This window comes from Isoptericola jiangsuensis (assembly GCF_048320105.1).
In the GTDB taxonomy this organism is placed as follows: Bacteria; Actinomycetota; Actinomycetes; order Actinomycetales; family Cellulomonadaceae; genus Isoptericola; species Isoptericola jiangsuensis_A.
The window spans coordinates 1,594,292-1,608,441 of record NZ_CP182942.1 but is presented as its reverse complement, the minus strand read 5'-3'; the positions used below and the strand labels follow the sequence as shown (position 1 = coordinate 1,608,441).

The 14,150-nt window shown below is 73.4% G+C and carries 14 protein-coding genes; 8 read left to right on the top strand and 6 right to left on the bottom strand.

Going from position 1 to position 14,150, the window contains the following annotated elements:
• Nucleotides 1-97 precede the first annotated feature (97 nt).
• Nucleotides 98-1,264 (bottom strand): glutamate--cysteine ligase, encoded by a 1,167-nt coding sequence (locus ACNHYB_RS07510; protein ID WP_418277813.1) that lies wholly within the window; start codon nucleotides 1,262-1,264, stop codon nucleotides 98-100.
• Nucleotides 1,265-1,349: 85 nt separating this feature from the next.
• Nucleotides 1,350-2,609 carry a class I SAM-dependent methyltransferase gene (locus tag ACNHYB_RS07505; RefSeq protein ID WP_418277812.1) on the bottom strand — a complete coding sequence of 420 codons (1,260 nt, stop codon included), beginning with the start codon at nucleotides 2,607-2,609 and terminating at the stop codon, nucleotides 1,350-1,352.
• 191 nt (nucleotides 2,610-2,800) lie between these two features.
• Here ACNHYB_RS07505 and groES point away from each other — a divergent pair, with 191 nt between their 5' ends.
• Entirely contained in the window at nucleotides 2,801-3,094 is a 294-nt protein-coding gene (gene groES, locus ACNHYB_RS07500) for a co-chaperone GroES (protein WP_418277811.1), read from the top strand.
• 71 nt (nucleotides 3,095-3,165) lie between these two features.
• Here groES and ACNHYB_RS07495 read toward each other — a convergent pair whose 3' ends face one another.
• Nucleotides 3,166-3,528 carry a WhiB family transcriptional regulator gene (locus ACNHYB_RS07495; protein WP_418277810.1) on the bottom strand — a complete coding sequence of 121 codons (363 nt, stop codon included), beginning with the start codon at nucleotides 3,526-3,528 and terminating at the stop codon, nucleotides 3,166-3,168.
• 202 nt (nucleotides 3,529-3,730) lie between these two features.
• Here ACNHYB_RS07495 and ACNHYB_RS07490 point away from each other — a divergent pair, with 202 nt between their 5' ends.
• Nucleotides 3,731-4,858, top strand: a complete 1,128-nt coding sequence (locus tag ACNHYB_RS07490) for a MerR family transcriptional regulator (protein ID WP_418277809.1) — start codon at nucleotides 3,731-3,733, stop codon at nucleotides 4,856-4,858.
• 72 nt (nucleotides 4,859-4,930) lie between these two features.
• Nucleotides 4,931-6,448: an IMP dehydrogenase gene (guaB, locus tag ACNHYB_RS07485; RefSeq protein ID WP_418277808.1), complete on the top strand. Its 1,518-nt coding sequence runs from the start codon at nucleotides 4,931-4,933 to the stop codon at nucleotides 6,446-6,448.
• Nucleotides 6,449-6,470: 22 nt separating this feature from the next.
• On the opposite strand, the gene ACNHYB_RS07480 is transcribed toward guaB, so the two are convergent.
• The gene (locus ACNHYB_RS07480; RefSeq protein WP_418277807.1) at nucleotides 6,471-7,193 is read right to left on the bottom strand and encodes an exonuclease domain-containing protein; all 723 of its coding nucleotides are present in this window, start codon (nucleotides 7,191-7,193) and stop codon (nucleotides 6,471-6,473) included.
• 79 nt (nucleotides 7,194-7,272) lie between these two features.
• Here ACNHYB_RS07480 and ACNHYB_RS07475 point away from each other — a divergent pair, with 79 nt between their 5' ends.
• The 3 genes from ACNHYB_RS07475 (at nucleotide 7,273) to ACNHYB_RS07465 (ending at nucleotide 10,238) form a co-directional block, all read left to right on the top strand.
• A complete protein-coding gene (locus ACNHYB_RS07475) occupies nucleotides 7,273-8,397 on the top strand; it encodes a GuaB3 family IMP dehydrogenase-related protein (RefSeq protein WP_418277806.1) in 1,125 nt (374 codons plus the stop codon).
• Nucleotides 8,394-8,546, top strand: a complete 153-nt coding sequence (locus ACNHYB_RS07470) for a hypothetical protein (protein ID WP_418277805.1) — start codon at nucleotides 8,394-8,396, stop codon at nucleotides 8,544-8,546. The genes ACNHYB_RS07475 and ACNHYB_RS07470 overlap by 4 nt, the downstream gene beginning before the upstream one ends.
• A 69-nt stretch (nucleotides 8,547-8,615) precedes the next feature.
• Nucleotides 8,616-10,238, top strand: coding sequence for a succinic semialdehyde dehydrogenase (locus tag ACNHYB_RS07465; protein WP_418277804.1), 1,623 nt, complete (start codon nucleotides 8,616-8,618; stop codon nucleotides 10,236-10,238).
• Nucleotides 10,239-10,341: 103 nt separating this feature from the next.
• On the opposite strand, the gene ACNHYB_RS07460 is transcribed toward ACNHYB_RS07465, so the two are convergent.
• Both ACNHYB_RS07460 and ACNHYB_RS07455 read right to left on the bottom strand, forming a co-directional pair.
• Nucleotides 10,342-11,313, bottom strand: coding sequence for a DUF4031 domain-containing protein (locus ACNHYB_RS07460; protein ID WP_418277803.1), 972 nt, complete (start codon nucleotides 11,311-11,313; stop codon nucleotides 10,342-10,344).
• On the bottom strand, nucleotides 11,310-11,996 hold the full coding sequence (locus tag ACNHYB_RS07455; RefSeq protein ID WP_418277802.1) for a FadR/GntR family transcriptional regulator: 687 nt from the start codon (nucleotides 11,994-11,996) through the stop codon (nucleotides 11,310-11,312). Before ACNHYB_RS07455 ends, ACNHYB_RS07460 begins: the two co-directional genes overlap by 4 nt.
• Before the next feature lie 143 nt (nucleotides 11,997-12,139).
• Between ACNHYB_RS07455 and ACNHYB_RS07450 the strand changes: the two genes are divergently transcribed.
• Nucleotides 12,140-12,694 carry a gluconokinase gene (locus tag ACNHYB_RS07450; RefSeq protein ID WP_418277801.1) on the top strand — a complete coding sequence of 185 codons (555 nt, stop codon included), beginning with the start codon at nucleotides 12,140-12,142 and terminating at the stop codon, nucleotides 12,692-12,694.
• Nucleotides 12,695-12,720: 26 nt separating this feature from the next.
• A complete protein-coding gene (locus ACNHYB_RS07445; RefSeq protein WP_418277799.1) occupies nucleotides 12,721-14,100 on the top strand; it encodes a GntP family permease in 1,380 nt (459 codons plus the stop codon).
• Nucleotides 14,101-14,150 lie beyond the last annotated feature (50 nt).

Genomic DNA, 14,150 nt, shown 5'->3' with positions numbered 1-14,150 from the left:
CGCCCGCGCGACCCCTGGGGTCGAGGTGCTGCTCCGACGCCGATGGATCGGTGGGAGCGACGACGCCCCGACGGCACCCGCACCTGCGCCTTGCGCTTCAGCTCCGACGACCGGCTCTCATCGGGTCGAGCGGCCGTCCGGCGTGCAGCTCCGCCACGAGTGCGCCCACCACGGCCTCCAGGCCGCGCTGCCCACCACCGTGCGCGGAGGCCACGGCCCGCTGGCGCTGGTAGGACGCCCCGCCGGTGAGGATCTCGCGGACGCTCGCCAGCTCGGCCGCGCACCCGAGCCGCTCGGCCACCGGGGCGAGCTCGTCCAGGAGGCGGTCGGTCGCGTCGGTGACGAGCTCCTCGTTGCCGTCGGCGTCGAGGATGATGATCGCCTCCAGCCCGTACCGGGCCGCCCGCCACTTGTTCTCGTGCACGTACCACCGCGGCATCACCGGCAGGGGACGGCCCTCGTCGAGGAGCGTGGAGAGGTGCTCGACGAGGCAGTGCACCAGGGCGCCGAGCGCCGCCAGCTCGCGCAGGTTCGACGTCCCGTCGCAGATGCGCACCTCGATGGTGCCGAAGTGCGGGGCGGGCCGCACGTCCCAGCGCACCTCGGTGAAGTCGTCGATGACGCCGGTCCTGAGCATGTCGTCGACGTAGCGTTCGAGCTCGGACCACTCGGCGAACTGGTACGGCAGGCCGGCGGTGGGGAGCTGCTGGAACAGCAGCGCCCGCATGGACGCGTAGCCCGTGTCGTCGGCGTCCCAGAAGGGCGAGGAGGCCGACAGCGCCTGCAGGTGCGCGACGTAGACCAGCAGGGAGCGCACGATCGGCAGCACCTTGGCGCGGTCCTCGACGCCGACGTGCACGTGCACGCCGTAGACGACCTGCTGGCGGCCCCACACCTGGGTGCGGTCGACGACGGTGGCGTAGCGCTGCTTGTCCGTCACCTGCTGCTGGGACCAGTGGGCGAACGGGTGGGTGCCCGCGCCCATCAGCTCGGCCCGCATGGGGGAGATGACCTCCTGGATCACCTCGACGCCGGCGGCGAGGTCCGCGACGGCGCCGGGCACCGTGCCGGACACCCCGGAGACGACCTCCAGGGTGTTGCGCAGGAACTCCGGCTTGACGAAGCGGGCGCGGGGATCGTCCCCGAGCGCCTCCATGGCGGCCGGCGCCACCTGGCGCAGGTTGCCCGAGTCGGCGTCGACGAGGGCGAGCTCCCACTCGAGGCCGACGCTCGACCGGGGTGACGTTGCGAACTCCAGGACCATGCGGTCATCGTTCCACGGGCGCGCGCCCGGTGCCGACCGCTCGGCCCGGCGCTCCGGCCGGGGAAGGGGGCAGGTCAGGCGCAGGTCAGACGGCGAGCGGCTCGACGACGAGGACGTGCTGGCGTCCGGCCACGCGGGTGAGGACGACGGTGGCCTCGGCGTCGCCCTTGAGGGCGAGCTGTGCGCGCAGCTGCTCGGGCGTGACGGCGGTGCCGCGCTTCTTCACGGTGAGCCGGCCGACCCCGCGCTCGCGCAGGTACGCCTTGAGCCTCTTGAGGTTGAACGGCATGGCGTCGACCACGCGGTAGCCCGTCGCCAGGGGTGCGCCGGGCCCCGGGGCCGCCGGTGCGTCGGTCGTGACGTACGCGATGGTGCGGTCCACGAGCCGGCCGCCGAGCTCCGCCGCGGCGTGGGCGACCAGGCCCGCGCGGACGACGGCGCCGTCCGGTTCGTAGAGGTAGGCCCCGACCGAGCCCACCTCGGGCACCAGGTCGACGTCGTGGGGGCCGGAGCGCAGGACGCGCGACACGCTGCCGGAGCGTGTGGACCCCGGGCCCGCGCCGCCGTCGGGCACCTCGTCGACGGTCCGGAGCACGAGCGCGGACCGGCCGGGGCCCTCCGGGGCGAGTGGGCCGAACCAGAGCCCGGCCTCGACGACGTCGCCGTCGACCGACACCCACTGGGTCTCGGCATCGGCGGGGAGGCCCTGGTGCGGGATGCCGGGGCCGACCTTGATGCCGAGCGCCGGGACCTGGGAGCGCAGGTCCCACACGGCGTCGAGCGGGGGAGCGTAGGCCGCCGGGTCGAAGATGCGCCGGCCGCCGCGGGTGCGCCGCGCGGGGTCCGCGAAGACCCCGTCCACGCCCTCGGCGGCGAGGTCGAGCCCGAGGCCGTCGGCGTGGCGCACCTCGGCCTCGGGGAAGGCGCGCAGGTTGACGGTGGCGAGCGCGGCGGTGACCTCGTCGACGTCGGTGGCCAGGACCTGCAGGCCGACGCCCGCGAAGGCGAGGGCGTCGGCGCCGAGCCCGCTGGTGAGGTCGGCGACCTTCGTGACGTCGGCGGCGAGGTAGCGCCGGGCGTGCAGGGCGGCGACCACGAGCCGCGTGGCCTGCTCCAGGCCGTGCGGGGTGAAGAGCATCGCCTCGGCGAACGGCCCCAGCTTGGCGCGGGCGCGCCCACGCAGCCGGGACTGGGTGAGGGCGGCGGCCGCGAGGTCGGGGTCGACGCCGTCCGCCCGCAGCCGGGTGGCCAGCACCATCGCCTGCGACTCGTCGTAGGGCGGGAGGCTGTTGAGCAGCGCCCACCCCTCGGGGCTGAGCAGCTTGGTGAGCGAGGCCACGTCCATCGGGCCATCGTCTCAGCCCGTCGGCACCGGTGAGTGCAGCGTGATCCGGCTACTTCTGGCACTCGACTTGTCAGAGTGCTAACGGCTGCCTAGATTTGGACCCAGCGCACGCGCTGTGCCGGCACCCGCGACGACGGCCAGCTCAGGGCGCGTCCCAGTCCAGCTAGTCATCGCGAACAAGGAGGTCCGACGTGTCGGTCCCCATCAAGCCGCTCGAGGACCGGATCGTCGTCAAGGCCGTCGAGGCCGAGACCACGACCGCTTCCGGCCTGGTCATCCCGGACACCGCCAAGGAGAAGCCCCAGGAGGGCGAGGTCCTGGCCGTCGGTGAAGGCCGCTTCGACGACCAGGGCAAGCGTGTCCCGGTCGACGTGAAGGTCGGCGACAAGGTCATCTACTCCAAGTACGGCGGTACCGAGGTCAAGTACGGCGGCGAGGACTACCTCGTCCTGTCGTCGCGCGACATCCTCGCCGTCGTCGTCTGATCCCAGGTCGGACAACGAGGCCCCGCATCGTCTTCGATGCGGGGCCTCGTGCTGTCTGTGGGGCCGTTCCGTCAGGCGGGGCGTGCTGCCCGGAGAGCAGCGCGACCCGGCTGGGCGGCCCGCCGGGTCAGCCGGTCTTGCGGTCGCGGCCGGCGAGGATCGCCGAGCGCTCGTCCTCGCTGAGGCCTCTCCTCGCTGAGGCCTCCCCAGACGCCGTAGGGCTCGCGCACCCGCAGGGACTGCTCGCGGCACTCCATCATCACGGGGCAGCCGCGGCAGATCGCCTTCGCCGCCTCCGCCCGGCGGCGGCGCGTCGAGCCCCGCTCACCTTCCGGGTGGAAGAACAGGGTGTCGTCCGCGTCGCGGCACGAACCCTGGTACTGCCACTCCCACAGTTCCATCACCGGCCCTGGCAGCCTTGAGATCTCCGTCATGTCGAACAACGTACAAGTTGTGCAGAAGTTGTTCAACCCCCGGGAGCAAGTTGGGCATACGGGATCGTTGAATCGACTGACGAATCACCCGTGAACCGGTTCTTGGGATGGCTGACCTGGTTTGACGCGACCAAGCGCGCCGGATCGGGACGCGCCGGTCGGCGCGGTGGCGGCCCACCGGCGCCCTGGGCACAATCGACGCATGACGACAACACGGCCGGCCCAGGGTCCGGGCGGGTCGCGCCCCCACAGTCCAGGTCTCGCCGTCGCTGCCGTCGCCCGTCGGTTGGGCGTCGCACCGGCGACCCTGCGGACGTGGGACCGTCGCTACGGTCTCGGACCGTCCGGTCGTACCGCCGGATCGCACCGCCGGTACACCCCCGAGGACGTCGCCCGGCTGCTCGTCATGCGCCGCCTCACCCTGGAGGGCGTGGCCCCGGTGGACGCCGCCCAGGCCGCCCTCGAGGCGGACGTCGACGAGCTCGAGGCGGCGCGCGACGCCGTCCCGCCCGTCGGCGAGCGGTCGGCCGACGCCGAGGCGCGTCGGGCGGGCCAGACCGACGACCCCGACGACGCCGGACGCGGCAGGGCCCACCTGCGGGCGCTGCCCGGCGGCGGCCAGGGTGGACGGCCCGGCGGTCCCGGTCCGGGGGCGTCCGGCCAGTCGGCCCAGGTCGGATCCGGCAGGGTGTCCGCCGTCGTCGACTCGGCGATGTCCTACGACCAGTCCCGCTGCGACGACCTGCTGCGCATCCCCGTGAACGGCGACCCCGCGCTGTGGTGGTCCCAGCTCGTGGAACCGGCGTGGAGCCGCGTCGCCGAGCGCACGGTGCTCGCCGGTCCCGGTGCCGTGCCGGAGCTCGTGCTGGCCACCGCGGCGCTCCAGGCCCTGCGGTCCTTCACCGACGCCTTCGAGCAGGCCGTCGTGCAGAACGGTGGCCCGCCGGCGAACCACCCCAGCCGCATGCGCAACATCGTGCTGATCTTCGCGGCGCCCGACGAGGCCGTCCCGCTGTCCGCGCACGCCCTGGCGGCCGCGCTGACGTCCAAGGGCAAGACGGCGCGGATCGTCACCGGACCGGCGAGCACCCGCCGCTCGCTCGAGCTCGTGACGATGGTGCGCCCGGCGGCCCTGGTCCTCGCCACCATCCAGCGTCGCCCGGACCTGGACCTCGTCCACGCCGTGCACGAGGGCTTCCCCGACCTGCCGATCTTCGTCGGTCTGCGAAGGGACGACTCCGCCGCAGACCTGCCGCTCGCCCCGCAGGTCCAGCGTGTGCGGTCGTTCACGGGGTTGCTCCACGAGATCCTCGCCGTCGTCGGTTCCTGACCTCACGCCGTCCGCCCGTGGGTGTGATCGACGCCGCCTCGGACGGGGCCCGGCGGCCCGTAGACTCGTGCCATGACGGAGACGACCTCGCCTGCGCACGACCCGTTCGGATTCCTCGGCCTCACCTACGACGACGTGCTGCTGCTGCCGGGGTACTCGGACCTGGCCCCGTCCGACATCGACACCACCTCGCGCCTGACCCGTGAGATCTCCCTGCGGGTCCCGCTGGTCTCCGCGGCGATGGACACCGTCACCGAGTCGCGCATGGCGATCGCCATGGCCCGGCAGGGCGGCCTCGGGGTGCTGCACCGCAACCTGTCGATCGCCGACCAGGCGTACCAGGTCGACCTCGTCAAGCGGACGCAGACGGGCATCATCGACAACCCGGTGACGATCGGGCCCGACGTGACGCTGGAGCAGCTCGACCAGCGGGCCGGCGAGTACCGCGTCTCCGGGTTCCCCGTGCTGGACGAGTCGGGCAGGCTCGTGGGCATCGTCACCAACCGTGACCTGCGCTTCACGCCGGTGGCGCAGTGGGCCACCACCAAGGTCTCCGACGTCATGACCCCCCAGCCGCTCATCACGGGCCGCTCGGGGATCTCCCGCGAGGACGCGACCGCGCTGCTGCGCAAGCACAAGCTCGAGCGCCTCCCGCTCGTCGACGACGAGGGTCGGCTCGCCGGGCTCATCACCGTCAAGGACTTCGTGAAGTCCGAGCAGTTCCCGAACGCGTCGAAGGACGACCAGGGCCGGCTCCTCGTCGGCGCCGCCATCGGCTACTTCGGTGACGCCTGGGAGCGCGCGACGACGCTGGTCGAGGCGGGCGTGGACGTGCTCGTCGCCGACACCGCGCACGGCAACGTGCGGATGCTGATCGACATGGTCAAGCGGCTCAAGACCGACCCCGCCACGCGGCACGTGCAGGTGATCGGCGGCAACGTCGCCACCCGTGAGGGTGCCCAGTCGTTCGTCGACGCGGGCGCGGACGGCATCAAGGTGGGCGTCGGCCCGGGCTCCATCTGCACCACCCGTGTCGTCACGGGCGTCGGCGTCCCGCAGATCACGGCCGTCTACGAGGCGTCGCTGGCGGCGCGCGAGGCCGGCATCCCCGTGATCGCCGACGGCGGGATGCGCCACTCCGGCGAGATCGGCAAGGCGATCGTCGCCGGGGCGGAGGCCGTCATGCTCGGCTCGATGCTGGCCGGTACCGAGGAGTCGCCCGGCGACACCATCCTGGTCAACGGCAAGCAGTTCAAGGCGTACCGCGGCATGGGCTCGCTGGGGGCGATGTCGTCCCGCGGCAAGAAGTCCTACTCCAAGGACCGCTACTTCCAGGCGGAGGTCACCAGCGACGACCTCATCGTGCCGGAGGGCGTGGAGGGTCAGGTGCCGTTCAAGGGCACCCTGGCCACGGTCGCCCACCAGCTCGTCGGCGGTCTGCACCAGACGATGTTCTACGTCGGTGCGCGGACCGTTCCCGAGCTGCAGGCCAAGGGCCGGTTCGTGAAGATCACCTCGGCCTCGCTCAAGGAGTCGCACCCGCACGACATCGCCATGACGGTCGAGGCGCCGAACTACCGCGTGTCCTGACGGGCGGGACCCTGCGGGGCGGTCAGCCCGCCGCGCGCGGCTCGACAGGCCAGGCCGTCGAGGCACCCGGCCCCGGCAGGCCCTGGAGCGCCCGCCACGCGTTGAAGTTCTCCGCCCAGGCCTGGTGCGCGTCCCGCTGGGCGAGGTGCAGCGCGTCCAGCGCGACGGCGCGCAGGTCGGGGAACCGCAGCACCTGGGCCTCCAGGACGTCGAGGGTCGCCAGCACGTCCACGTCCGCGCTGTGCAGGTCGCCCTCGCCGGTGATGCCGTACAGCTCGCACAGGTCCCCGAGCCGGCGCTTGCCCCGACGGAACCTGTCCTGCCAGCGGTCGATGACCAGCGGGTCGAGGACGGGCGCGACGGGCCGGCCGAGCCGGTCCGGGAGCGTCGGCAGCCCGTGCCGGGCCAGCTCGGCGTCCAGCAGGGTGAGGTCGAACGCGGCGTTGTAGGCCACGACGGGGACGCCCTCGCGGGCGTGGCGGGCCAGGACGGCGGCGATCTCCTCCAGCGCCTCGCGGGGTGGGCGGCCGTGCGCGCGGGCGTGCTCGGTGCTGACGCCGTGGATCGCCGCCGCCTCGGCGGGGATCTCGACGCCCGGGTCGATCATCCAGGTGAGGACCTCCGTCGTGCGGGGGGTGCGTACGACCACGGCCGCCGTGACGATGCGGTCGGTGTGCACGTCGACCCCGGTGGTCTCGGTGTCGAAGCCGAGCAGCGGTCCGCCGGTCCAGCCTGTGTCGTCCATCGTGGTTCCTCTCCTGGGATGTCCTGGGGCGAACGTCCCACGAGCCACCGACACGGTCCGCCCCGGTAGGCTGGCCCGTGTGAGCAACGAGATCGAGATCGGACGTGGCAAGCGCGGTCGCCGTGCATTCTCCTTCGACGACATCGCCGTCGTCCCGTCGCGGCGCACCCGCGACCCGAAGGACGTCTCCACCGGCTGGCAGATCGACGCCTACCACTTCGACCTGCCGATCATGGCGGCACCCATGGACTCGGTGATGAGCCCGGACACCGCCGTCGCGCTCGGCAACCACGGTGGTCTCGGCGTCCTCGACCTCGAAGGGCTGTGGACGCGCTACGAGTCGCCCGAGCAGCTGCTCGCCGAGATCCGCGAGCTGCCCGCCGAGCAGGCGACCCGCCGCATGCAGGAGATCTACGCCGAACCGATCAAGCCGGACCTCATCACCCAGCGCCTCAAGGAGATCCGGGCCGCGGGCGTCACCGTCGCGGGAGCCCTGTCCCCGCAGCGGACGCAGGAGCACTACCAGACGGTGGTCGACGCGGGCGTGGACCTGTTCGTCATCCGCGGCACCACCGTGTCGGCCGAGCACGTCTCCGGCAACGCCGAGCCGCTGAACCTCAAGCGGTTCATCTACGAGCTGGACGTCCCCGTCGTCGTCGGCGGTGCCTCGACGTACACCGCGGCCCTGCACCTCATGCGCACCGGCGCGGCGGGCGTCCTGGTCGGCTTCGGCGGCGGGGCGGCGCACACGACGCGCGTCGGTCTCGGCATCCACGCGCCGATGGCCACCGCCGTGTCCGACGTCGCCGCGGCGCGGCGCGACTACCTCGACGAGTCGGGCGGTCGGTACGTGCACGTGATCGCCGACGGCGGCGTGGGGCACTCGGGCGACGTCGTCAAGGGCGTGGCCTGCGGTGCGGACGCGGTCATGCTGGGTGCGGCGCTCGCACGCGCCTCGGAGGCGCCGGGCAAGGGCTGGCACTGGGGCCCCGAGGCGCACCACGCGGAGCTGCCGCGCGGCGAGCGGGTCTCGGTCGGCACCGCGGGCACCCTCGAGGAGATCCTCTTCGGGCCGAGCGTCACGGCCGACGGCACCCTCAACCTCGTGGGGGCGCTGCGGCGCGCGATGGCGACGACCGGGTACTCGGACCTCAAGGAGTTCCAGCGGGTCGAGGTCGTGGTCTCCCCGTACCAGCCCCGGTGAGCACGCACCGTGACATCGCCGGGGCCGGCGCGGGCAAGGTGCGTCTGATGGTGCGCACGACCAACACGGCCGTGCTGGGGTTCTATGCGGCGCTCGGATACACGGACGTCGAGTGCACCGTGCTGGGGCGCGACCTGCTGTCACGCTGAGGGCGAAAGAGCCGGACATCCGGTGCAGAGTTCACCCCGGCGTCACCGGCCACGACTAGGGTGTCGCCCATGGCAACCGCGCACGAGAGCGACGGCGCTCTGGGTGATCTGATCGATCCCGAGCTCCCCGCGTCCACCTACGTCCTCGAGCCCGAGGTCGTGGAACCCCTGGTCCGGCGCGTCCACACGTCGCAGGACGCCGGGACGCACCGCAGCACGCTGCCGTTCACGGGCGCGCCGCTCGCCGCCGTGCCGTTCTCCTCGCCCGACGACGTCGCCGACGCGGTCGCCCGGGCACGGGCCGCCCAGCGGGACTGGGCGCACTCCTCGGTGGGCGAGCGGGCACGGGTGATCGACCGCGTCGGGGTGCTCGTGCTCCAGCGCCAGTCCGAGATCCTCGACCTGATCCAGATGGAGTCGGGCAAATCCCGGCGGTCGGCGTTCGAGGAGGTCGCGGACGTCGCGCAGACCTGCCGGCACTACGCCGTCCGGGGTCAGCGCTACCTCGCCGACCGTCGCGAGCCGGGCGCGCTGTCCATCCTGACGGGCGTGCGGGTGCACCGCCGCCCGGTGGGCGTCGTCGGTGTCATCGCACCGTGGAACTTCCCCCTCACGCTCGCGGTGTCCGAGGCGATCCCCGCGCTGCTGGCGGGCAACGCCGTCGTCCTCAAGCCGGACCCGCAGACGATGCTCTCCGCGCTGTGGGCGACCGAGCTGTTCTCCGAGGCGGGCCTGCCCGACGGGCTGCTCCAGGTGGTCGGCGGCGCCGGGGACGTCGGCGGTGCCCTCGTGGACCACGTCGACCACATCGCGTTCACCGGGTCCACGGCGACCGGACGCAAGGTCGCCGCCCGTGCCGGTGAGCGGCTCATCGGCGCCACCCTCGAGCTCGGCGGGAAGAACCCGCTGTACGTCGCCGCCGACGCCGACCTGGACGCCGCGGTCGACGGGGTCGCCCGGGCCTGCTTCTCCAACGCCGGTCAGCTCTGCATGTCGATCGAGCGGCTGATCCTGCACGAACGCATCGCGGAGGAGTTCCTGGAGCTCTTCGTGCCGGCGGTGCGCAAGCTGCGGCTCGGCGCCGGGCTGGACTACACCGCCGACGTCGGGTCGCTGGTCTCCGCCGACCAGCTCGCCAAGGTCAGCGGTCACGTCGACGACGCGCTCGCCAAGGGCGCCCGCGCGCTGACCGGCGGCGTCCACCGCTCCGACATCGGCCCCTACTTCTACGCACCCACGGTGCTCGACGACGTGCCCGAGGACGCCGTGTGCCTGCGCGAGGAGACGTTCGGCCCGGTCGTGGCGGTCTCCCGCGTGGCCAGCGACGACGAGGCGGTGGCCGCGATGAACGACACCGAGTTCGGGCTCAACGCCTCGATCTGGTCCCGTGACGTCTCCCGCGCCCGGCGGCTCGCCGCCCGGGTGGAGGCCGGCACCGTCGTCATCAACGACGGCTACCTGATGGCCTGGGGGAGCGCGGGTGCCCCGATGGGCGGCATGAAGGCGTCCGGCCTGGGCCGTCGGCACGGCCGTGAGGCCGTCGAGGCCGTCACCGAGGCGCAGAGCGTCGTGGCGCAGCGCGGCCTGGCGGCAGGGGTCTCCCTGGACACGCTGTACGCCATGGGCGGCGAGGCGCCGAGCAAGGCCCTCACCGTGGCGATGGGCGTCATGCGGCGCCTGCGCATGCCCTGAGCGTCCGCTCCGCCGGCCGGCGCGCTGCCAGGAGTACAGGGCGCGGCGCAGGTGATGGTCCTGGGTGACGACGACGGCACTGGTGAACCCGCCGGAAGCGGTCTCATGGGTCCGGATGCTGCCGGACGGCCCGCAGCGAGGCGAGCTCGGCGCGCAGGTTGGTCCCGGTCCGTGCGGCCCAGCGGGCCCGCCCCGACGTGGTGCGGAAGAGCCCCGGCCCGGTGTGCAGGGCGAGAAGCTGGTCGAGGACCGCGGCGCGGCCGGTGCGGAAGTCGGCCTCCCCGACGAGGGCGTACTCGGCCCGCACCTGGGCCGCGTAGCGACGGTAGCGGGCGGGCGGGCCGCCCAGGACGGCGAGGTCGGCGTCGCTGACCAGGGCTCCGGTGGTGTCGTCGGGGTCAGGGTCGTGGTCGACGGTCACCAGGACGAGCCGGGCCACCTCCGCGGCGTCGTCGGGGGTCGTCGGTGCGCCGCCGGGACGGGCCGGGATCCCGAGCAGCGGGACCAGCAGCTCGCGGGCGAGCGCCGCCGAACGTTCCTCGTCCGTCCCGGGGGCGCCGTCGTGCACCGCGTCGTGGAACCACAGCGCGACCGCGGCGTGCCGGCCGGATCCGGGCGCGCCGTCGCCCAGGAGGTCGTCGAGGCGGTCCAGGGCGTCGGCGAGGTGCAGGCGCGAGTGGTACACGCGGTGCGGTTCGCGCCAGCGGTCGACGAGCTCGGCGCCCACCTCGTCGACGGCGCGGCGCTGCTCGGGCGTCGAGGGTGCCCACAGGGTCGCCCATCGCGCCAGGAGCTCCGGGCGCTTCGCACGGCGGCGCTCGTGACCGGGGACCCGCAGGTAGGAGCGGGCGAGGCGGCGGGCCAGCGTGCCGCCGTCGACCGGCACGGCGCCGGCGGCGACGAGGTCGGCGTGCCGTTCGGCGGGGACGTCGTAGTGGTCGAGGTCGAACGCCCGGTCGGGGACGTCCACCCTGCGGGCCAGCTCGCGCAGCTCGAGCAGGGAGGTGTCGGACACGAGGTGGGACCAGAGCCTGCCGTGGGCGGGCCAGGCCGGGGGGTCGAGGTAGACCGTCATGGCGCCAGGGCGCGCCGCACCTCGCCGACGATCGCGCTCATCGCGGTCTCGGCGGCGGCGTCGTCACCGGCGGCGACGGCGCGGGCGACGGCCTCGTGCTGGGCGAGGGCCTCGGGCACGGGCGAGGGCGGCATGAGGCCGAGGTGCGTGCGGCCGGCGAGCACCTCGGCGACGACGTCGGCCAGGGCGCCGAACATCTCGTTGCCGCTGGAGCGCAGCAGCAGCTCGTGCATGCGCACGTCGAGGTCGAGGAAGTCCTCCAGGGCGCCCGCCTCGCCGGTGCGGCGCATCCGGACGGCGAGGTCCAGCAGCTCGCCGCGGACCTGGGGGGTGGCGTGCCGGGCGGCGCCCGCGGCGGCCAGGGGTTCGACGGCGTGCCGCAGCTCGGTGAGGGTGCGCAGCTGGTCGTCGCGGCCGGGGCCGCGCAGGCGCCAGCGGATGACGCGCGGGTCGAGGACGTTCCAGCGGTCCATGCCGAGCACGACGATCCCGACCCGACGGCGGGAGGTGACCATGCCGAGGCCTTCGAGCATCCGCATCACCTCGCGGGCGACGGTGCGGGACACGCCGTGCGCGGAGCCGATGCCGTCGAGGGTCAGCGGGGCGCCCGGCGGGACGTCGCCGCTGGTGATGGCGAGACCGAGCGCGTCGAGGACGCTCTCGTGCAACGCTGGGCCGGGCATGGGGTCGAGCCTACTGGGCGCGACTCTCGACGGCGATTGGTAGCACCATTCTTGCCAAAGGTGCTATCAATGGTTCATCCTCGAGGGGACGCGACGGCGGCGGAGCCGACGCGGACCCACCACTGACAGGGAAGTCGACAGACATGGACACTGACGTCACACCCACCGGGGCCACTCACGCGCGCACCACCGACCACGTCGTGGTGATGGGGGTCGCCGGATCGGGCAAGACCACGATCGCGGCGCTGCTCGCCGACCGCCTCGGGCTCGACCTCGCCGAGGCCGACGAGTTCCACCCCGAGGCCAACATCGCCAAGATGTCCGCCGGGGAGCCCCTGGACGACGACGACCGGCGGCCCTGGCTCGAGGCCATCCGTGACTGGCTGGACGAGAGGACCGACGCCGGAAGGTCCGCCGTCGTCACCTGCTCGGCGCTCAGGCGCAGCTACCGCGACGTGCTGCGCACCGCCCACGGCCACGTCCGGTTCCTGCACCTCGACGGCACCGGCGAGGTGCTCGCGCGACGGATGACGGGACGCACCGGCCACTTCATGCCGCCCGAGCTCCTGCCCTCCCAGCTCGCCACGCTCGAACCGCTGGACGACGACGAGGACGGTCTGGTGGTCGACATCACCACCGACCCGGCGACGATCGTCGCCGACGCCGTCGCCTGGCTCGCCCCGACCCGGGCGCGCTGAGCGCGCCCCCGACCCGAGGACCCACCATGACCGACGAATGGACCCAGACGCTCGGTGCCGGCCCCCTGCTGGCCATCGCCGCCGGCGCCGTCGCCCTCCTCCTCCTGCTCATCATCAAGGTCAGGCTGCACGCGTTCGTCGCCCTGATCCTCGTCAGCCTGCTGACCGCCGTCGCCGCCGGGCTCCCCACCGGCGGGATCGTCGACGTGCTGCTCGACGGTTTCGGTTCCACCCTGGCCGCCGTCGCGCTGCTCGTCGGGCTGGGCGCGATGCTCGGTCGGCTCATCGAGACCAGTGGCGGCGCGAAGGTGCTCACCGACGTGCTCATCGCCCGGTTCGGGGAACGGCGGGCGCCTCTGGCGCTGGGCATCGCGTCGCTGATGTTCGGCTTCCCGATCTTCTTCGACGCCGGACTCGTGGTCATGCTGCCCATCGTGTTCGCCGTCGCGCGGCGCCTGGGGGGCTCGGTGCTGCTGTACGGGCTTCCCGTGGCCGGCGCCTTCTCCGTGATGCACGTCTTCGTGCCGCCGCACCCCGGGCCGGTCGCCGCCGCGGAGTTCCTCGGGGCGAACGTCGGCGCGGTCCTGCTCGTCGGGCTGCTGGCCGCGATCCCCACCTGGTACGTCACCGCCTACCTCTTCGGCCGGTTCGCCGGCCGCCGGTTCGACCTTCCCGTGCCCGAGATCCTCGGCCGTGCCGATGACGCCCAGACCGCGAACCCGCCCCGCTTCGGGGCCGTGGTGGGCATCCTGCTGCTGCCGCTGCTGCTCATCTTCGCCAACACCGGTCTGGAGACCGCTGCCTCCGCGGGCTGGGCCGACGGCGACTCCGGCGTCGTGGCCGTCGCCGGTCTGATCGGGTCGACGCCGGTGGCTCTGCTCATCACGGTGCTGGTCGCGGCGTGGGTGCTCGGGCGCCGCCGCGGGATCGAGGGCACCGCCCTGGAGAAGACGCTGGACTCGGCGCTCGGCCCCGTCGCGTCGGTCATCCTCATCACCGGCGCCGGCGGCATGTTCGGCGGGGTGCTGCGGGCCACCGGTATCGGCGACGCCCTGGCCGACGTGCTCGGCGACCTGGGGCTGCCCGTCATCGTGGCAGGGTTCCTCATCGCTGCCGTGCTGCGCGTCGCGCAGGGGTCCGCGACGGTCGCCCTGACGACGGCGGCGGGGCTCGTCGCACCCGCCGTGGCCGCCGGCGGCTACGGCTCCGTCGAACTCGCCGCGATCGTCGTCGCCGTCGCGGCCGGATCCGTGGTGCTCAGCCACGTCAACGACTCGGGCTTCTGGCTCGTGGGCCGGTTCTTCGACATGGACGTGCGCACCACCCTGCGGACCTGGACCGTCATGGAGACCGGCATCGGCGTGATGGGGTTCGGGATCGCCTGCCTGGTGTTCGCCGTCGCGTAGCGGCCTGGAACGGGTTGCCGACCATGCCCTCTGAACCGCCGACCATGCCC